This window comes from Rickettsia australis str. Phillips, assembly GCF_000273745.1.
GTDB classification, from domain to species: Bacteria; Pseudomonadota; Alphaproteobacteria; order Rickettsiales; family Rickettsiaceae; genus Rickettsia; species Rickettsia australis.
Map to the genome: position 1 here is coordinate 16,530 of NZ_AKVZ01000013.1, position 20,368 is coordinate 36,897.

A 20,368-nucleotide genomic window follows, 5' to 3' on the forward strand; every position below is an offset into this window, starting at 1 on the left:
TGATTATCAACTTTTTAATTGTACCTTCTTTAGGAATATCCCAAAAATTTGTATTAGAATAGCCTATTTTTTGCATCATATTCAAAAGTTAATTGCTCTAAATTTTCTACTTGCTTATTATGAGGAGAATAGCTTGCAATAATTTCTTCTTGTTTTTCTGTACTTAATGTACTTGCATATTCTTGTACTTTTTCTTGGTTATTATTTAATAAGGCAGTAACTACCCCACTCTCTAAAGTATTTTCATTACAAGAATCATTTTGTAGAGCATTTTCAACATTTTGGAAAATCTTTTTGGATTTTTCAGTAGTTAATTTAGTCTTGCTATCTGCTATTAAAGTCGTACTAACTGTATTGAGAACTTATGCTTTTTCATTGGATGTTAGAGTATTATTTGAGGTAACGTATAATTTGGGTCTTTGGAACTTGCGTATGGATACTTAGATAATAATCGTTTCAGTAGTGAATACTTAATTGCTATAGTTTGATTGCTACTTACTATAGCTTTTTCACTATTTAAATACTGAAAGATGTAGGTCATTACTGTTATAGCGACATTGAAAGTCGTATACATCAAAAGTTTTTATCTATTGCTGCTACATCAAGACCAAGAGTAATTTGTCTAAAATTTCTTATACTAGTTGGTGATAATATATTGGGGGTGGTATAAATCTTGGCAATATCAAGCTTAAAAGTAATTGAATACTCTGCATTTTTCATGAATATCATTTAGTATTAGTTGGGCTTAAGAACTGCTACAATATGATAACAAAGGAGTTTAAGAAGACAATAGATTTTTTAATTTAAAATATGGGGTTGCTTGAGATAGCCCTAATGTCATTCCCGCGTAGGCGGGAATGACATTGAAGAGCTAAACTACCGTATAAAGCAATGTCTATTCAAATCCTAATCCAGCGCAATATTTATGAAAATATCTGGGATCATGACCGATAACTTTAACTTTATAATTAGAATAAAGTGATTCAGATTCACTGTATATGGTCGTGCCGTCATCCATATAGCGAATAAAATAAGATGGGAGACCATAAGGTCTAAAAAAATATCTTCACGTATAATTTTAGGAGCTTTATCGGATTTTTGTATATTTTCTGATTTCGACATATTAATATTCTTAATAAATAATTATTTTATTAATATATTATCGCAAAAATAATTATAATCGCTATCCACAGAACCTAGAAATTTAGGTTTATAAATTGCAGTATTATATTCATAATGATATTCTAAATATTTTTGCAATTTTATAATATTTGCTTGAAACAATAGGTAATGATTTGATGGTTTGTGATTTGATAAATTGAAATATTTTTTGCTAGCCATTTCTTATCTTGAGCATCATTAAAAGCTTTGATTTTTGAATATCCGCTTTGTTGTTCTTCTTGTAAAAAATAATCTTTATAATCCTTATAACTTTTTAGAAGATTTAATATAAACCTAGAATATTGCTCTAACTGAAAGTTAGTTAGCCACATAAATATAGCATATAAATTTTCTCTATGATTCGAAAAAAAGATAACAGTAACTTCTGATTGCTTTATATTTTCTCCTATCTCTCTTTCAAGCACGTCATTAGATAATATTACTAATTCTTCATTAGAATGTTGGTTATTGTTCTTAGCTTCAATGATTATGTCAAACATCTTAGTAGCCAATTCTTTTGAGGTAAATAATTGTTTGTATTTATTAAGCCATGGACCGAAAGCTATAGATTCAAGTTTTTAAAATATTCAATTAATTTAACATGCAACTCTAAATTAAATTTAAGAGCAACGCTTTATATAAAAAATTAAGATAAGCCAAGAGATATTAAATTAATGATTTAAAAAATATGTGTCATCCCGTGGCTTGACTAACGTTGTTAGTCCGTTTATGTCATTCCCGTGTGTGTGGATCGGTTTTAACGTCATTGCGAGGAAATTACAGCGTAATTGACGAAGCAATCCAGTAAAAAATTCTGATTTACAGAATTTTTTGTATTATTTTTCTGGATTGCCACGCGCAGTCTACGACTGCTCGCAATGACGCCTTGGTATCAACACTCTCCCTAACAACAACGAAAATTTTTCACATAACCTAATGACAAAAGTAAAATATGAATATATTATTTAATTTTAGAATAATTAAATAATATACATTCAATGAGTGCAGATACTAATATTAGCGATAGCTTAGAAATTGTTACGCAAGATCATTTATCACTTTTTGCTTTAATAAGTGCTTCCGACATTATCGGTAAGTCAGTTATGTTGATGCTGCTTATTACTTCCATTTGGTCATGGGCTATTATTTTAGAGAAAATATTTAAGCTAGCACAAGTGCAGCGAAGAATGAAGAATTTTGAAAATGTATTTTGGTCCGGTGGAGTATTAGAGCAATTATATGAAAGCATAAAAAGGTCGGTTAATAATCCGCTAGCTTTGATATTTGTCTCGGCTATGGATGAGTGTAAGAGTTTAAGTACTAAAGGGCTTTCCGATGTATTAAGAAACAACCATAAAGAGCGTATAACTGGTGCAATGTACCTAGCTCAAAATAGGGAAGTCGAAAAGCTTGAGAAGAATTTAAGCTTCCTCGCAACTGTTGGATCAAGTGCTCCTTTCGTAGGTTTATTCGGCACTGTGTGGGGAATTATGCACAGCTTTCAGTCGATTGCCACTTCTAAGAATACTTCTCTTGCAGTAGTAGCCCCAGGGATTGCTGAAGCACTACTTGCAACGGCTATAGGTTTATTTGCTGCTATTCCGGCAGTAATTTTTTATAATTATCTGATTTCCCGCATTACTCTTATCAACAATAAAATTGAAGATTTTAGTAGCGAGCTAAATTCTATACTTTCTAAGGCAATTGATCAGGAGCAGATGTAATGGCTATAAAGCTTGCCGGCAGTAATAGAAAAAGCAAAAGAGCGGTCGTTAGCGAAATTAATGTTACGCCGCTTGTAGACGTAATGCTTGTGCTGCTAATTATTTTCATGATCACTTCTCCAATGCTTGTTTCAGGCGTAAATGTGGATTTACCTGAGACAAATTCAAGTCCGATTTCAGGACAGGATGAACCGCTAGTCGTTACTATCAATAATAAAGGTGCAATTTTCCTGTTTGAAACTCCTATAGAGAGAACATATTTAACCGACAAGCTTTTAAATATCACTAAAGAAAAAAAGGATGCTAGAATTTTTGTAAGAGGCGATAGAAATGTTTCTTATGGGCAGGTAGTAGAGATAGTTGCCGAAATTCATGCTGCCGGCTTTGCACGTGTAGCTCTTATTTCAAATATTAAAAATAATGAAAAGTAATCAAAATAGGGATAATTTTACGGTTTTCCTTAGCTTCTCTGTTGTTCTGCATTTACTTCTTTTATGTTTTTTTCTACTTGATATGCCATCGCTTTTTGAAAAATTATCGGAAGAGCAAACTATAACTTTTGAGATTTTATCTGTTAGCGATAAACCAAATATCATAACCCAAACAAAGCAACAAGAAGCTCCGATAGAAAACGAAGACGCTAAAAAGTCTAAGCAGAGTAAGCCAAAAGCAGAAGAACCGCAAGACTTGCCTAAAGAAGAAAAAGCAAAAGAGCATGATGCTAAAACAATAGAAGAAAAGCCAAAAATAGAAGAGAAAAAATCTATAGAAGCACCAAAGCCTGAAGAAGCGAAAGAAGCGTTACTTGAGAAGAAAGAAGAAGTAAAGGAAGAAAAGCCTAAAGAAGAGGAAAAAAAACAAACAGCAGCAAAGAAGAAACCCGAAGAGAAAAAAGAGGAAGTTGTTGTTAACAAACCGGAAGAGAAACTAAAAGAGGTAAAGAAAAAAGAGCCTAAAACCGATGAGCTTGACTCTCTACTTAAGAATTTAGAGCAATCTTCGGAAGGGGATAATGTAAAATCTAATAAGCATCAAAGATCGAAAAAAGCTTATAATGCAAAAGAAGCTAAAGGAGTTTATACGGATGGGCTAGCTCTTTCCGACAGTGAAACATCTTTAATTAAAAGACAGATTGAAAGACATTGGAGTAATGTACCAGCAGGGGTTAGAGGTAATAATAAGGTAAAAGTCATTATTAGCATTACGCTAGATAAAGCAGGTAACGTTGAGCAGGCAAAGGTAAAAGAAAAAATCTGTCCTGATATTACGGCTAGCGTTTGTGAAGCTTTAGCAGATAATACAATTAGAGCAGTATGGCAAGCAAGCCCTATTGAAAATCTTGATCCTGCACGCTTTAACCATTGGAAAGAGATTAATTTTAGCTTTGATCCGAGTAAATTGTAGTCTTATTGCATAGCTCGTCTAATGTCATTCCTAGCTAAAAGCGGGCATGACATTAAGGGCCATGTAATAAAATTGAAAAATATTATTCATTGTGTTCGTGGTGATCACCGATGAATTCAAGCCACATATCTTTTCGCTCGTTATCAAAACAACAATAGCAGCAATATCATATCAAGAATAATAAGGTTGCTCCCATTAAAAATAGGATCAAAGTAGTATTACTAGAGCTTGTTAAATCATATTCTGAAGGTAATAAATCCGTGGGAATGTCTTTATTCATAAAACTTAGTTATTATGTTTACTATTTATAAATAAGAGCACTCTATAGCTTTGTCTATTAACATTATATTTATTTCACAAAGTTTTAAGAGCAGGATAAGTAAATAACAATAAATGGTATAGATTTAGACCAAAGTGGACTATCATAGAGCATAATATTTTGCCTGTTTTATAATATGCATAACCGTAGAAGAACCCGCATATAGAGCTTAACGCTATATATATATTAGTCCGCCTTGAAAATTGTACGATCCAAATATTAAAGATGCTATAATAACAGCTAAAATCTACGGTTTCGGTAAAAGATTTTGTAATGTTCTTTGTAAAAATCATCGAAAGAATACTTCCTCAGAGCCATACAAACGATTAATTGCCAATATCGGTAATATGCTTGGGACTTTAGGCTCAAATAACGCGTAACCGCTTTCTAAAGATAGAACCATAATTATTACTATACATAGTAATAGAGTAAGAGAAGTATATCTTATAGCATTTGTAGTGCTTGTTTTTCTAAAATATATAAATCACTGACAGAAAAAATTATTAAAGCCGGTATTATCTTATCAAAATTTAGATACATAGAAAATGGTATGGATAATTTCTATAACTGTATTTTATCAATAGCAAGTAGGTTAAAAAATCCCGGAACTTTATGAAAAGCAAGAGCGGTAAAACAAACTGAAATAGATATAAATAATAGGATTTTTAGTACTTTATTGAGCTGTAAATTAAAATAGGTATAGGTAATAGCAGCAAAAATAGATAAAGCCCCAACTCCTATAATATTTATTATACCTTGATATAAAGCAGCTAAAATTGTAGCCTATGCTTAAATATGTAGGTCTTTTATCACGAAAATAAAGATATTAATATTGTTGTAATAAGAAAATATAGGTGATAGTTAAGGATGAAATATAAACCTTTGTAAAAAACTATTTTTAATATATAATTACTCTTTAGCATTAAAAATAGAAAAATTATTAAATATAGAGAATCTTAATAAATAATAATTGGATTTTAAACAGAAAATATAAAAGGTAATCATAAGAAAAACCAATAAAATAATAGATATAGAATTGGGAGCTTTTATGAAAGATATAGAATATTGGGAAAAAAATTTTGAAAGCTGTAAATATTCAGATAAATTAATCGAAAGACTTTTATTTTTAAATACCCAAGTAAAACAACCTATTGATATTAGAGAAGTTAAAAAAGGTATTTATTATGCTCGTAAATATCATGGTGAGCAAATGCGTCAATCAGGTGATCCTTATTATTCTCATCCAATCGCAGTAACAATGATGGTAGCAGAATTTGTAGCAAAAGAAGTGCCTAAACTCTTTACTTTTAGAATGCTACAAGCTGCATTACTTCACGACACTATTGAAGATACTGAACTTACTGAAGAAATGATTAGCAATATTTTTGATGAAGAAGTAGCAAGGCATGTAGAAGGTCTAACTAGAATCAAACCTTGTGGAAAAATAAGTAGTGCGAAAAGTCTTATTTTATTAATTAAACAAAAAAGATACGATACTGCTCTTATAAAACTTTTTGATAGAATACATAATTTACAAACTTTAGAAGCAAAATCGCCTGAAAAAGCTCATAAAATAATTAAAGAGACATTAAAAAACTTTTTAGTGTTAAGTGAAATACTTGAAATACCTTCAGTTTCAGAGCTTATATATGCTGAATGTTATAAAAATAATTTAAAGTTTAATATAAATTCTACTTTTAATAAAATTATAAATTTCGACTCTTTTCCATTTTTTCAAAATAAGTTACTCCCATGAAGAAAGTTGTACCTACCGGAATGAAAATTAACAATAATCCCCAATATCCTAGATAATTGGTAATATAAACTAAACCAAATGAGGTTATAATATAAGTCAATAATTTTGCTATTGCACTTAGCACACTAGTATATGTAAATCTCTTAAAAACCGGAAAATATTTATAAAATATAGGAGCTGCCGGTACATGATCAAATACGAATAATGCAGCTAAACATTGAAAAATAAAAATATATAAAGGAGTAGGGTGATAATTTAACATTATAGGGAAAAAAATGAGGGAGGTAAAAAAGAGATATAATTTTACCTTTAGGATTTTTAAAGGATGGGTTTTATAGCTAATAAATGCAAGACCTATAATACCGAGTAAATCTATTATAGATACCCAAAAATTTTGATTTATAATTTGATAGGGAGTAAATCCGCATTCTCTTTTTAATATATCAGCACAATATATATACACGAAATAAAAACACGGAGGTCTAGCACACTGGATAAAGAAATACCAAATAGAAGTGGCGTTTGGAACTTGTTGATCTAGAATATCTTTGTCAATTTCTTCAAGCGTAATATTATTTTCTTGAAGTCTTAGTTTTAATTTATTTTTTTATTTGAAAATGCATCTGCTTCTTTTAAACTAGTCCTCGCAATAGTACCTACAAAAGCAATAGTTGCACCAACAAAAAAGGCTATACGCCAACTTGGTTCATGTTGATAAATATTTTGATTAGTAAAAATTGATGCAATACCTAGTGCTACAGTCGTGCCTATGGCAGAAAATACGGTTATAATTGCCACTAATGGATATTGTATAGGAGGAGATGAATTTTCGGTTAAGTACAGCTCTGCACCTCGTGCTTCTGCAGTTGCTGACATACCTTGAATTATACGACATATAGTAAGAATCCAAGAGGCTGTTATACCTATTTGTGCATATGTTGGCATACTACCTATAATCACACACGTAATAGCCATTAATAGGGTAGTTAAAACAACTACAATCTTACGTCCAAAATGATCGCCTATATACCCAAATATTAACGCTCCTATAGGTCTTAGCAAATAGGTAGAACAGAAAGAAAAGGCAGTAAGCAGCGAAAAAGTGAAGGAATCATATTCCGGAAAAAATAAATTATTTAAAAGCACCGCCATATGCACATAAAGCATAAGGTCAAAATACTCTAGAAATGTACCTATAGAAAGTAATCCGACAGCTTGTTTTTGTTCTTTATTTAAACTTCTTTGTTCTTTTTCGTAGCCTAGCATAACCTTTATACATAATTAGATTACAAAATAGGTTATACTTTTTTAGTTAAAAGTCAATAAAGAATTAAGAATTTTTAATAAATATTGTTACAAAATATCTAGATTATGTAAAATGATCTAACCTAAAATTTTCAAATTATCTATTTTTCTCTGAAAGCTTTAAATGCAGTATCAGTAACGGGATCAAGTAAATATCTAAGTAGTGTTCTAGTACCGGTTACGATTTGTACCTCAGCTTGCATACCGGGGTGTAATTCCAAATTTTTAACTTTAGCAACTTTATCAAATTCATCCATATCGATTTCAACCCTTGCAACATAATAATTATCTTGCTGTTGTCCCGGATATTGTCTTTCATCTTGTACTATATCGGGAGATATGCTTACTACTTTACCGGTAAATGTTGGAGTTGTTCTTGATTTAAATGCACTGAAACGTATTTTTGCAACTAAGCCCTCATGTACTGAGTCAATGTTTTTTTGAGATACCTTTGCTTCTATTATTAATGGGTCATTAATTGGTGAAATTTCCATAATAGGTTGTCCGTGACTTATAACACCGCCTATTGTATGATATTTTAAATTATTAACTATACCGTCAACAGGTGATCTGATTATCACACGATTAAGTGAATCCGTCAGGGAATTATATTTTTCTTTAAGAGATGCTGTTTGTACTTGAGCTTCACGAAGCTCTGTTAAAGTCCGTTCAGTGTATTTATTTTGTTGATTTATAATTTTAATTTGAGTTTCGGTAATAGCATGGCGTATCCCTGCTATTTCGGCTTCAGTTGTTGCAACATCGCTTTTTGAAGCCGCAACTTTTGCCTCTTGGTCTAATAAGGCTGCTTTTTGTACAAAGCCTTTTTCTTTTAACGTTCTTAAAGCTTTTAAACGGTCTTGATAAACTTCAGCAGTTTTTGAAGCGGCAACTTTTTTTGCCTCTAAACCTTCAATTTTTTTCTCAAGTTGAGCAATATTTTGATATAATGCATCTTTCTCTGAGTTATATACTTCTTTTCTAGATCTAAATAAATTTTCCTGTGTATGAATTATTTTAGCTACTTCCGGTAAATTTATATCCTGCATTAAAAAATCCGAGAATTCGATTTGTTCTAAATGATCACGTTCGGCAATTAAACGATTTTCAGTTGCTAAAAAATTACGGTACTGACCAAGAATATTTTCATGTTCGCTTTTGATTCTAGTTTCTTCAAGTTCTATTAATTTATCACCTTCTTTAACTTTATCACCTTGCTTAACGTAAATAGCATTAATTATTCCACCTTCATGATGTTGAATCGTTTTTTTATTTGTGCTTGGCATTACGATGCCGACAGCTACAGCACCACTATCAAGTGGAGCAAGAGCAGACCATAATCCGCCTATTAATACTAAAAAGATAATAACATAAATACCGAAAAGTATAGGTGACCTTGCAGCTTGGGCTACGTTATTACGATCTTTATCGGTTTTCTTGGTAATAAAATTAACAAATCTATCAAGTTTTATTAATAAGAATTCTATAGCATGAGAGGTTTTCTTTAATGTAGTATTTATTAAAGCCTTACGTTTAGAACTTTGACCTTTAAGGTTTAACGCATCTTCCCTTAAGGATAATAATTGTTTCAACTGTTCCGGAGTAATTTGAGGTTTATTGTGTTTTAAATCCTGCATAATATTTAATCATTATTATATTTAGTCATTGTCTGTCTCCGTTGTTTCCGATGTCATTCCCGCGTAGGTCGGTGAAATCCACTGTGTGTCACCACGTGGCTTGACCACGGGGTCCATAAAAACAATAAAAATACTAATATTATTAGTATTTTTAACTGGATGCCGTGATCAAGTCACGGCATGACATTAATTTAGTATGATATTATTAGTTATTAATATGAATTGTACCGTTTTTTAAAGTTTTAAAGTGTTGTTGAATCTCTTCTCCCGTTCCGTAGACTGCAACTGCTCCATCCTGTAATATTAGAATTTTATCAACAATGGATAATACTGATGGTCTATGTGAAATTACAAGAACTGCTATTCTTTTAAGTTTTGCTTGTTTTAAGGCACTTGCAAGGGCAACTTCACCTGCTTCATCTAAATTAGCGTTGGGTTCATCTAAAATGATGAGTTTTGGATTGCCGTAAAAAGCTCTAGCAAGCCCGATACGTTGTCTTTGACCACCTGATAGATTAGAGCCTGCAGGACCGATATCAGCATCATAACCGTCAGGGAATCTTAATATCATTTCATGAGCTCCGGCTATTTTAGCTGCTTCAATAACTTTTTGCGGATCGGCATCTTCTTCCATTCTAGCTATATTTTGTTTAATACTACCGCTAAAAAGTTCTATTCCTTGAGGAAGATAACCGACATGTCTACCGAAATCTTCTCTATTCCAACGATAAATTTCAGCACTATCTAAACGTACGGAACCTGATGATTCTTTCCATACCCCGGCTATGATTTTAGCTAAAGTTGATTTTCCTGTAGCTGAAGGACCGATAATTGCTAAAACTTCGCCCGGCTGTATTGCAAAACTAACGCCTTTTAAGATATATTTCGGTATGGGAGGTTGTGGTAAATGTTTCGGTATAGGATGAGCATAATAAATATTTTCAACAGTAAGATGACCATCAACGTTCGGAATTGGCATTGCTTCATCTCTAGAAGAATAAGTGTTAAATAAATTATTAATGTTTTTGTATGATTTAATAGCACCGCTCATACTTTTCCATAGCTCAATAGCATTATCGAAAGGAGCAAGAGCTCTACCGACTATGATGGAACTCATAATCATATTACCGGGAGTCATATCTGCACTGTGAGATTTTACAACAATGTAAGCACCGACTCCGGTAACAGCCATTTGCATTATGTTACGGATAAACCTTGAAAAGTTAGAAATAACACCGTTACGATAGCTAGCAACTGATTGTTTATCAAGTGCTAATATGTTAAATTTATGCCAATTTTTTGTAACATTCGTCATCATTCCCATTGCTTCAATTGCTTCTGCATTTCTATTTGCAATATCGGCTTGTGTCATACCTTTTATCGAAAACTCGGTAGCTTCACCGAGCGTTTTATTAGTAGCGGCAGCGTTAAAGAAAGCGGTTGAAACTATGATAATTGCACCAAAAACGGTAATAAGACCGATATATGGATGAATTGAGAAAATAACGGCAATATAGATAAGGCTCCAAGGGGCATCGAATAAAGTATTAATTCCAGTACTTGTTAGGAATGTTTTGACAGCTTGAAAATCACGTAATAATTGGCTAGAACCCATGTTTGTTCGTGTTGCAGCCGCAGAAATTGAAGAAGCAAAAATTACGGGAGATACTGTTCTATCAAGCCATTCTCCTACCTTTATAAGTGTAAAAGAACGAGCAATTTGTAATAATCCGTAAACAAAATAAATATATGCGATTATTATCGATAGAAATAATAATGTTTGTAGATTACCGCTTCCAAGGACTCTATCAAGCACTTGTAGTGAGTAAAGAGGCGTAATTAACATTAGTAAGTTAATGACAAAAGCAAACCAAAAGACTATCCAAAAAGCTGTTCTACATTCGCCTAATGCTATTACTAGCGGGTTTTTTTTATTTAGATTATTATTTTTATTATCCATATTAGTTATATTATAAATAATTATTAATTAATTCTTCAGCAATTTGGACGCTGTTTAAAGCTGCTCCTTTACGTAAGTTATCACATGTAATCCATAGATTTATCGTATTAGATTTACTTACGTCATTTCTAATGCGGGAGACATATACGGCATCTTCGCCTACCACTTCAACGGGCGAGATATAAGCAAGGTCATTATTATTAGAAATTGTAACAATTCCATTGGCATCTTGTAATATTTCTTTAGCGATGTTAGCGTCCATTTTATTGTTAAATTCTATGTTAACCGATATAGAATGACCGATAAATACCGGTACTCGCACAGAAGTAACACTAGCTTTAAAGTGATTGCCCATAATTTTGTTTAGTTCAAAAGCAATTTTTGCTTCTTCACTTGTATAGCCGTCTTTATTTAAATCACCTATATAAGGAAAAAGATTAAATGCAATTTGTTTTGGAAATTTCTTAGGATTATTATCTCCAAAAACATATTTAGATTTTGTTTGCTCGTAGAGTTCGTCCATTCCTGCTTTACCTGCTCCTGATACCGATTGATAAGTAGATATCACTACTCTTTTAATCTTTATTTCATTATCTAGCGGTTTTAATGCTACTGCAAGTGGAATCGCTATACAATTAGGATTAGCTATAATATTTTTAGCGGTAAAGTCTTTAAGCGTTGATAAATTAACCTCAGGTACAATTAAAGGCACTCGATCATCAATTCTAAAAAGTGAGGATTTGTCGATAACTACACAATTACTAGCAGTAGCTTTTGGTATAAATGCTTTTGAAACTTCTGAACCTGCACAAAAAAAAGCAATATCGATATCATCAAAATTTAAATTAGTTAAACTACTGATTTGCAGTATTTTTTCTCCATAACTTATTTCTCGTCCGATAGAGTTATCTGAAGCTATAGCATGAATTTTATTAATGGGGCAATTACGCTCAGCTAGAATATTTAGAGTTTCACGCCCTACATTTCCTGTAGCTCCGATTACTGCAATATTGTACTTTTTAATCATTTTTATTTATTAATCCAATGAGTTTTTCGCCGCCGATAATATGAAAATGGAAATGCAAAATAGTTTGTCCCGATTTTTCGCCTTTATTAGTTATTAAACGATAGCCGTCTTTATTTAAACCTGCTTCATTTGCTATATCAGAAATTTTAACAAAAAAATGTTTTATTTCGTCTATTTGAGCTTTAGAGATAAAATCAGCATAATCTATATATTCGTTTTTAGGTATAACGATAATATGTACAGGTGCTACGGGTGCTATATCTTTGAATGCTAAAATTTGTTCATCTTCATAAATTATTTCTGCCGAAAGATTTTTATCTATAATTTTTGCAAAAACATTTTCTTTGTTATACATCATTTGCTCCTAATACAAGGTGTTATTGTATGGCTCGCTTATGTCATTCCTGCGTAGATACCAAAACCGTCATTGCGAGGAGCGAAGCGACGTGGCAATCCAGAAAAAGATTAAAAAAATTCTGATTTACAGAATTTTTTACTGGATTGATTCGTCGCATTACTATGTAATTCTTCTCGCAATGACGGGAAACTGGTCCACGCAACAACGCCACGCGGGGAATGACATAAAGGATATTTTCTATTCATTAAACAAACACACTACGCTCCAAAAATTTCAATTCAGCTTCAATGCTAGAGTTGGCAATTATTATATCTTCTAGTCGGTAATTATTTCTTTTTAAATAATTTTCTCTAATATCTGAAGCAAAAAAGCCAAAGCCTAACATTAAGAATATCTGTAATATACACTTTAACGCTCCGATATTAATCGCTGTAACGATTATATTCGCTATTACGGTAATAACAACAACTAACCACATTTTATGGTATAATGCCCAAAATATACTTAAAAGAGCAGCTATCCATGAAAAGCCTGCTTCAATAACAATAAAATTATTACTTTTTTGTGTGGAGTTAATGTATATTGCGTATATATTCATTATTTAAGTTTAAGCCTTGAAAATTCAAGGGACAATAATTAATTAAACCGGATTAGTCAAGTATACTCTGCTGATTTCAAGAATTGAATACATGAATCCGTGAAGATAACAAATTCAATTCTTGAAATCAGCAGAGTATGTACTAAGATAGAACTTCAAAAATTGGTGACAATGTTCTACAAGAGCTGCGGTACGAACTATATTTAAGTAGGCTTCCATTCCGAGGACTTTAAACTCTTAGCTCTTTTTGAAGTTGTGTCGAATAACTCTTCATTTTATTTAGGAGTAATTCAATACTATATAGTACCTAATTAACAACTTAATATCAATAAATTTTATATTATGTCAGATAATTTAGCCTTACACGGCACAACAATACTTTGTTTAAAAAAGAACGAAGAAATAATTATAGCAGCAGATGGACAAGTCTCGCATGGTAATACCGTACTAAAATCTACAGCACGAAAACTTCGTACTATAGCAAATAATAAAATTATTGCCGGTTTTGCGGGTTCTACGGCTGACGGTTTTGCGTTATTTGAAAAACTTGAAGTAAAGATAGAGCAACATAAACATAATCTACTTAGAAGTGCAGTTGAGCTTGCAAAAGATTGGCGTAACGATAAATATTTGAGACGTTTGGAAGCAATGATGATTGTTGCTGATCGTAGTCATATATTAATTTTAACTGGCAACGGTGATGTCGTAGAGCCTGAAAATAATGTTGCGGCAATAGGATCAGGCGGTTTATTTGCACTATCTGCCGCTCGTGCTTTAATGTCTTACGAGAATAATTTAACTGCTGAAGAAATTGCTTTAAAATCTATGAATATAGCTGCAGATTTATGTGTATTTTCTAATCATAATATTATAATGGAAAAAGTTGTATGAAAGCTACTAAAACTACCTATAAAAAAGACCATATGGGGCTTACCCCTTCTCAAATAGTTAATGAACTTAATAGATTTATCGTAGGTCAAGAAAAGGCCAAAAAAGCTGTTGCTATTGCACTTAGAAACCGCTGTCGTCGTAAAAGAGTAGAAGGTAATTTACGTAATGAAATAGTACCGAAAAATATTTTAATGATTGGTTCAACCGGTGTCGGGAAAACGGAAATAGCAAGACGCCTTGCAAAGTTGACTCATTCTCCTTTCTATAAGATAGAAGCAACTAAATTTACCGAAGTCGGATATGTAGGGCGTGATGTGGAATCAATAATTCGTGATTTAGTTGAAATAGCCGTTAATACTGAAAAAACTTTAGCAAAAACGGAAGTAGATATTAATGCCCGTGAGAAAGCGATAGAGAGAATATTAGATAGTTTAGTAGGTAAAACTTCTAGTAGTGAAACTAGAGAAAAGTTCAAAAAAAAATTTTAAACGGCGAACTTGATGATACGGAAATCGAAATTAGCGTAGCTGATACTACACCTGTTGGTGGTGGAAGTTTTGAAATACCGGGCATGCCAGGAACATCTATGGGCGTTCTTAACCTCGGTGATATGATTGGACGAGCTCTTGGCAGCAGTAAGACTAAAACAAAAAAAATGCTAGTGAAAGATGCTATGGCTATTATTATACCTGAGGAATCAGAAAAATTAATAGACCAAGAAAAAATTATTCAGCAAGCTATAAATTTAGCTGAAAATGACGGGATAGTTTTTATTGATGAAATTGATAAAATAGCTTCGACCGGTAGTTCCGGAGCAAAAAATGCCGAAATAAGTAGAGAGGGTGTACAAAGAGATTTGCTACCTTTGATAGAAGGAACAACGGTTAATACTAAATATGGACCGGTTAAAACAGATCATATATTATTTATTGCTTCGGGTGCTTTCCATATTGCTAAACCTTCTGATTTATTACCGGAGTTACAAGGAAGGTTACCGATTAGAGTAGAATTAAATTCGCTCACCAAAGATGATATGATTAAAATATTGCTTGAACCTGAAACTAGTTTAATAAAGCAATATTCAGCGTTAATAGGTACTGAAGACGTGTATCTTGCATTTACGGATTCTGCTATTGAGAAGATAGCGGATTATGCGATCACCGTTAATTTAGAAGTCGAAGATATAGGGGCTAGAAGGCTGCATACTATACTTGAGAATTTGCTTGAAGATATAAGCTTTGAAGCTAGCGAAATGAAAGGCAAAAAAATAACTATTGACGATAAATTCGTAGAAAATCAATTATCAAAAATAATAACCAATCTTGACTTAGCTAAGTTTGTTCTGTAGTATTTTTTTAAATCGATGGTTGAGATAGAATTGTTGTGCGTCTCTTTCATGTCATTTCCGCGTAGGCGGGAATCCAGGGTAAAGCGAGATAAATCGAGCTTTTAGCTTTAAAAATCTACCGTATTCATACTTTTTTACTTAATTCCCGCCTACACGGGAATGACATAGAGCAATGCCACAACATCTATAACCTCGCAAAATAGCATTTGAAGAAAAATTGCATGATAATTCATATAGCAAGTCTAACGTTTAATGGAATTGATATTATCGATGTTGATGTGCAGGTACAAATATCACCAGGTATCCCTGCTTTTACTATAGTAGGGCTTGACGATAAAACTATAGCCGAGTCGAAAGAACAAGTTAAAGCAGCGTTATCTTCTATATGGCTTGCACTACCTAAAAGATTTTAATAAATTTAGCTCCGGCAGATTTAGTAGAAGAAGGAAGCCATATTTGATCTTGCAATTGCCTGTTCAATACTTACCGCAATAAATATTTTACCTGAACTTGAAATTGCGGAATATTTGATAATATGAGAGTTATCATTAGACTGTTCAATCTTACCGGTAAGCTGAGTTCTACCTGCAGCGATTGGGCTTCTGCTAGAGGTAAAGGACTTATTTGTTCAAGTAAAAATAGTTCAGAAGTTGCTTGGTCAGGTCATGATAATATACTTGTTGCAGGTAATTTAATTGAACTAGTAAATCCTTTTAAAGGTTCACAAGTTTTAACTCCTCCGGAAGCTACATTGCAAAATGAGCCAATAAATTATCACGATTTTAAAGATATAAAAGGTCCAAAAATTGCTAAACGAGCTTTAGAAATTGCAGCATTAGGAGGACATAATCTTTTAATGTTCTGTTCTCCCGGAACCGGTAAATCAAGACTTGCCCTGTCTTCCCAGTATACTCCCTAAAATGTCTACAAATGAAAGTTTAGAATGCAGCACGATTATAAGTATTGCGGGAAAATTTTTAGACGGTAAACTTACCAAAGCAAGACCGTTCAGAACTCCGCATCATTCATGCTCACTTGCCGCTATGGTCGGTGGCGGTGTCGGGAAAAAAGTAAAGCCTGGGAAAATTACGTTAGCTCATAACGGAGTATTATTTTTAGATGAACTACCTGAATTTCCACAGCATGTTATTAATGCATTAAGATAGCATATTGAAAACGGTGAAATACTAATCTCACGATTAAATGCTCATATAAAATATCTGGCAATTTTTCAGTTAATAGCAGCTATGAATCCTTGTAAATGCGGTTATTTAGGCGATCCTTATAAAGAAATGCATGAAAGCTCCAAAATGTGCTAATGACTATCAAATGAAAGTATCGGGACCTATTAATGGATAGATTTGATTTGCATATAGAAGTATCTAGTATTAATGTTTATAATTATGACTTGATTGTAGATAACGCTGAGGAAGAATCTGAATATATAGCTGCCAAGAGTCGAGACAGTAAGTTTAATTCAAGAAAAGAGATATGAGGGCTATAATATTAAAACAAATAAGAGATTATGATGGGCAGTTGTTAATAGATTATGCTATGCCTGTGGATGAAGGTAGAGATTTACTGAATAAAGCGGCAAATAAATTTCGTTTATCAATGCGTGCTTATAACCGGATACTTAGAGTAGCACGCACGATTGCTGATCTTGAGAATGAAGATAAGTGTATTGAAAATGCATATTGCTGAGGCTTTAAGTTATCATTCAATGGAATTTAATAATATGTAATTAGCTGCATGCTTTGAAAAACCTACTCGATGTAATTCCTGCAGGGTCTTGGGTTTGTTGCATGGGGTTTGGAAAAAGCGTACAATGTCATTCCAGCGTAGGCGGGAATTCAGCATAAAGCAAGATAAATCGTAATGCCAAACATTTGCTTTATCTATACTTTTTTCTGGATTTCCGCCTACGCTGGAATGACATCGAGTGGGTTTTCTTGATCCACGCAACAACATCTTATGAAAGTGGGGATGATAAAACAAGCAAGGCGACAAATTCTTGCTTTTGCAGGTATGACAGATAAATAAAGATTATAAATAATGACAAAAATTTACTTTATAGCCGGTGAGACGTCAGGAGATTTTATTGGTGGACGCATAATTCAAAACTTAAAAAGTAATAAAGGAGTAGAGTTTACCGGCATCGGCGGTAAATGTATGGAGGAAGCTGGTAGCTTTAAAAGCTTATTTCCTATTACTTTCATAAATTTAATGGGTTTTGTAGAGATTGTGCCTCATATTTTTAAGCTTAAAAAATTAATTGGTAAAACTGTGAAGGATATAATAAATAGTAAAGCTGATTTATTAATCACCATAGATTCACCGGGGTTTACTTATCGTGTGGCAAAGCGAGTAAGCAAACTTTTACCAAAGCTGAAGATGATTCATATCGTTGCACCATCAGTTTGGGCATATAAAGAGGGTAGAGCAGTAAAATACGCTAAAATTTATGATTGTTTATTTGCTTTACTACCGTTTGAACCTCCATATTTTACTAAAGTCGGTCTTGACTGTAGATATATAGGTCATCCGATTATGGAGCAAGAGTTTTATAGTGATAAAATCGCTTTACGTGAAGAGTTTAAAATAGATAAGAATGCGAGAGTTTTATGTGTTACTCTTGGAAGCAGAAAAGGAGAGATTCGAAAGCATTTACCGGTTTTTATTTCTTCTATTGAAGAAATATTCAAGAGTTGTAATAATCTTAAAGTTATATTTACTCTTGCAAATCCTGCTCATGAGGCAATAATAAAACCGTTTCTAGAAGATGTTAAGTTTCATTATTTATTTTCAAGTGCGAGACTTAAAACTTATGCTGTTGCAGATGCAGCTTTAGCAAAATCCGGCACCAATACTTTAGAGATAGTAGCTTCCGGTACTCCTATGGTTGTGGCTTATAAAGTTAATCTTATAAGCTTTTTTATTATCAGGCTATTGATAAAAATAAAATATGTTACGTTGATAAATATTATAGCAGGTAGCGAAATAATTCCGGAATTTATCCAATTTAATTGCCGAGCTAGTCTTATTAGTAATAAGCTTCAAGAGTTATTATTTAATTCTAAAAAAGCTTATAAGCAGGTAATAGAAAGTCAAAGAATTTTACAGAAATTAGGGTTTGAATCAAATCAATCACCTTCTTATATAGCGGCAGAAATTATTAAACAGGAGTTCTTAGAACCTAAAATAAAGTTGTTAAAAGAGAATAGTACTTGAACCGGTGGTCCACAACATTTTCTGAATTATAATAAACATTAATATTAATATAATAACAAAATATATTTCCATGTTTTTTCTTATAGTATTAATTTGTTTCATTAAAATTTCTAAATCATTGGAAACTTTTTTGTATTCCTCATTGTTATCAGAACGCATTGTTGTCAAGAAACCGGACAAGTTTCCTAACTTATTTTGTAAAGCTTTTAACCTTTCAGTATGTTCTTCGTGTTTTAGATCGGTATTGTGATCTTGTATCATAATATATAATGCCCATTATAAGATCAGTATTAACGCCGGTATAGTAATATGAACTATGAATAAAGATTTATATTTTTTGTTTGTAATACAAATTCTAACTTTTCATTTTACAGGAGTATACTATTGTTATAGTAAATTGGTTTACACCATTAATTTGTTGCTCATTAGTCATCTAATTTTAATATTTTAATTACCAAATATTAAAACTATTGATTTATTTAGTAAAAACTATATAGTTTAAATCTAGCAAATATTTAACTTCAACCAAACTTCAAGTTAGTTTTACTATATGTTATTTTGAATGTCAAGAAAAAACCATATTTCGTGGTAATTTTTATCAATATTTCTAAGTCTTATAAAAATAATAGTTATTATGTTAAAAAACTTATTAAAAACTAAACTTTTTTTAATTATATTATCTCTAACTATATTTATTACTATGCTAAATTTTAGTATATTTTATATTTTTGTGCCTGGTAATCTTACTCAAAATAAAACGATAATTATTGAACCTAAATTATCTGTCAATCAAATAGTTACAAAACTTTATTCTAATGGAGTCATCAAATATCCGAGAATTTTTAAGGTAATTGCTAAAATTTATTCTATAAAAAGACCTCTTAAAAGTGGCGAATATGTGTTTACCCGTAATATATCGCCTTTGCAAACTTTAAGAATATTAGCAAGCGGTAAATCTATAATACACAAGATAATTGTTCCGGAAGGTACGGTAGTTAATGAGGTTATAAAGAAAATTAATGAAGAAAGTCGATTACTTGGAGAAATAAAAGGGATAATACCGGAAGGTTTTTTAATGCCATCAACGTATTTTTTCTCTTATGGAGATCAAAAAGAGCAGATAATCGATCAAATGAGAAATTTAATGTCTGCTAACTTAGATAAGGTAATGCAAAATCTTTCACCGGATTCTCCGTTAAAAACTAGACTTGAGGTATTAACTCTAGCTTCGATAATTGAAAAAGAAGCCAGCTCAAATGCAGAAAAGCCTATAATAGCTGCAGTATTCATTAATCGTTTAAAGAAAAATATGAAGCTACAAGCCGATCCGACTACTATATATGCTTTGACTGAAGGAAAATTTAAATTAGCAAGAGCTTTAACAAAAAAAGATTTATTGCAAGAACTACCATATAATACTTATTATATAAAAGGTTTACCGCCAGGTCCGATTTCATGTCCGTCGCTAAAATCTTTAGAAGCAGTGGTAAAACCTGCTAAAACGGATGCATTATTTTTTGTAGTTGACGGTAAAGGCGGGCATAATTTTTCTAACAATCTTAATGATCATAATAGATTTGTTGAAACTTATAGAAACAGTTTGATTAAAATGCCTGAGCCGGAAATTGATCCTGACAAATAGATATACT

General features: G+C 32.1%; 19 protein-coding genes and 3 pseudogenes. 12 read left to right on the forward strand and 10 right to left on the reverse strand.

All coding sequences use genetic code 11. The annotated features are described in order from the left end of the window. Nucleotides 1-573 precede the first annotated feature (573 nt). Nucleotides 574-720 (reverse strand): hypothetical protein, encoded by a 147-nt coding sequence (locus A452_RS11045; protein ID WP_017208489.1) that lies wholly within the window; start codon nt 718-720, stop codon nt 574-576. Between the two features lie 542 nt (nt 721-1,262). Beyond that, entirely contained in the window at nt 1,263-1,661 is a 399-nt protein-coding gene (locus tag A452_RS11770) for a hypothetical protein (protein WP_017208490.1), read from the reverse strand. A 498-nt stretch (nt 1,662-2,159) separates the two neighbouring features. On the opposite strand from A452_RS11770, the gene tolQ reads away from it, so the two are divergent. The 3 genes from tolQ to A452_RS0101845 are packed head-to-tail and all read left to right on the forward strand — an operon-like array spanning nt 2,160 to nt 4,289. After that, the gene (gene tolQ, locus A452_RS0101835; protein WP_014412943.1) at nt 2,160-2,885 is read left to right on the forward strand and encodes a protein TolQ; all 726 of its coding nucleotides are present in this window, start codon (nt 2,160-2,162) and stop codon (nt 2,883-2,885) included. Continuing rightward, nucleotides 2,885-3,316 (forward strand): protein TolR, encoded by a 432-nt coding sequence (gene tolR / locus A452_RS0101840; RefSeq protein ID WP_014412942.1) that lies wholly within the window; start codon nt 2,885-2,887, stop codon nt 3,314-3,316. Before tolQ ends, tolR begins: the two co-directional genes overlap by 1 nt. Next, on the forward strand, nt 3,306-4,289 hold the full coding sequence (locus A452_RS0101845; protein ID WP_014412941.1) for a periplasmic protein TonB, links inner and outer membranes: 984 nt from the start codon (nt 3,306-3,308) through the stop codon (nt 4,287-4,289). Before tolR ends, A452_RS0101845 begins: the two co-directional genes overlap by 11 nt. Before the next feature lie 354 nt (nt 4,290-4,643). On the opposite strand, the gene A452_RS09410 is transcribed toward A452_RS0101845, so the two are convergent. Continuing rightward, nucleotides 4,644-4,901, reverse strand: a complete 258-nt coding sequence (locus A452_RS09410; RefSeq protein ID WP_231289965.1) for a CPBP family intramembrane glutamic endopeptidase — start codon at nt 4,899-4,901, stop codon at nt 4,644-4,646. 755 nt (nt 4,902-5,656) lie between these two features. Between A452_RS09410 and A452_RS0101850 the strand changes: the two genes are divergently transcribed. Further along, the gene (locus A452_RS0101850; protein WP_014412939.1) at nt 5,657-6,364 is read left to right on the forward strand and encodes an HD domain-containing protein; all 708 of its coding nucleotides are present in this window, start codon (nt 5,657-5,659) and stop codon (nt 6,362-6,364) included. On the opposite strand, the pseudogene A452_RS07940 reads toward A452_RS0101850, so the two are convergent. The 6 genes and pseudogenes from A452_RS07940 to A452_RS0101880 all read right to left on the reverse strand — a co-directional run bounded on the left by A452_RS07940 (nt 6,315) and on the right by A452_RS0101880 (nt 13,249). Then, a pseudogene (locus A452_RS07940) lies at nt 6,315-7,630 on the reverse strand (MFS transporter). The gene A452_RS0101850 and the pseudogene A452_RS07940 sit on opposite strands and share 50 nt — an antisense overlap. A gap of 140 nt (nt 7,631-7,770) precedes the next feature. Continuing rightward, on the reverse strand, nt 7,771-9,306 hold the full coding sequence (locus tag A452_RS0101860) for an HlyD family type I secretion periplasmic adaptor subunit (protein WP_014412937.1): 1,536 nt from the start codon (nt 9,304-9,306) through the stop codon (nt 7,771-7,773). A 205-nt stretch (nt 9,307-9,511) separates the two neighbouring features. Continuing rightward, nucleotides 9,512-11,266 (reverse strand): type I secretion system permease/ATPase, encoded by a 1,755-nt coding sequence (locus A452_RS0101865; RefSeq protein WP_014412936.1) that lies wholly within the window; start codon nt 11,264-11,266, stop codon nt 9,512-9,514. 10 nt (nt 11,267-11,276) lie between these two features. Beyond that, nucleotides 11,277-12,293: an aspartate-semialdehyde dehydrogenase gene (asd, locus tag A452_RS0101870; protein ID WP_014412935.1), complete on the reverse strand. Its 1,017-nt coding sequence runs from the start codon at nt 12,291-12,293 to the stop codon at nt 11,277-11,279. After that, on the reverse strand, nt 12,286-12,648 hold the full coding sequence (locus A452_RS0101875; RefSeq protein ID WP_014412934.1) for an HIT domain-containing protein: 363 nt from the start codon (nt 12,646-12,648) through the stop codon (nt 12,286-12,288). Before A452_RS0101875 ends, asd begins: the two co-directional genes overlap by 8 nt. 247 nt (nt 12,649-12,895) lie before the next feature. Then, nucleotides 12,896-13,249, reverse strand: coding sequence for a DUF2628 domain-containing protein (locus tag A452_RS0101880; RefSeq protein WP_014412933.1), 354 nt, complete (start codon nt 13,247-13,249; stop codon nt 12,896-12,898). Nucleotides 13,250-13,591: 342 nt separating this feature from the next. On the opposite strand from A452_RS0101880, the gene hslV reads away from it, so the two are divergent. The 7 genes and pseudogenes from hslV to lpxB all read left to right on the forward strand — a co-directional run bounded on the left by hslV (nt 13,592) and on the right by lpxB (nt 18,719). Continuing rightward, on the forward strand, nt 13,592-14,140 hold the full coding sequence (gene hslV, locus A452_RS0101885) for an ATP-dependent protease subunit HslV (RefSeq protein WP_014412932.1): 549 nt from the start codon (nt 13,592-13,594) through the stop codon (nt 14,138-14,140). Further along, a pseudogene (gene hslU / locus A452_RS07945) lies at nt 14,137-15,488 on the forward strand (ATP-dependent protease ATPase subunit HslU). Before hslV ends, hslU begins: the two are co-directional and overlap by 4 nt. 221 nt (nt 15,489-15,709) lie before the next feature. After that, a complete protein-coding gene (locus A452_RS11775) occupies nt 15,710-15,901 on the forward strand; it encodes a magnesium chelatase domain-containing protein (protein ID WP_017208492.1) in 192 nt (63 codons plus the stop codon). A 122-nt stretch (nt 15,902-16,023) separates the two neighbouring features. Next, complete coding sequence (locus tag A452_RS12465) at nt 16,024-16,407, forward strand: ATP-binding protein (RefSeq protein WP_081482369.1); 384 nt, start codon at nt 16,024-16,026, stop codon at nt 16,405-16,407. Nucleotide 16,408: 1 nt separating this feature from the next. Continuing rightward, a pseudogene (locus A452_RS12470) lies at nt 16,409-16,807 on the forward strand (ATP-binding protein). A gap of 172 nt (nt 16,808-16,979) precedes the next feature. Then, nucleotides 16,980-17,192 carry a magnesium chelatase subunit ChlI family protein gene (locus A452_RS13105; protein WP_017208495.1) on the forward strand — a complete coding sequence of 71 codons (213 nt, stop codon included), beginning with the start codon at nt 16,980-16,982 and terminating at the stop codon, nt 17,190-17,192. Between the two features lie 351 nt (nt 17,193-17,543). Continuing rightward, the gene (gene lpxB / locus A452_RS0101920; protein ID WP_014412930.1) at nt 17,544-18,719 is read left to right on the forward strand and encodes a lipid-A-disaccharide synthase; all 1,176 of its coding nucleotides are present in this window, start codon (nt 17,544-17,546) and stop codon (nt 18,717-18,719) included. Here lpxB and A452_RS0101925 read toward each other — a convergent pair. Further along, nucleotides 18,699-18,980 (reverse strand): hypothetical protein, encoded by a 282-nt coding sequence (locus A452_RS0101925; RefSeq protein WP_014412929.1) that lies wholly within the window; start codon nt 18,978-18,980, stop codon nt 18,699-18,701. The genes lpxB and A452_RS0101925 overlap by 21 nt on opposite strands. A gap of 373 nt (nt 18,981-19,353) precedes the next feature. Between A452_RS0101925 and mltG the strand changes: the two genes are divergently transcribed. Then, entirely contained in the window at nt 19,354-20,361 is a 1,008-nt protein-coding gene (gene mltG / locus A452_RS0101930) for an endolytic transglycosylase MltG (RefSeq protein WP_014412928.1), read from the forward strand. The last annotated feature ends 7 nt before the right edge of the window (nt 20,362-20,368 follow it).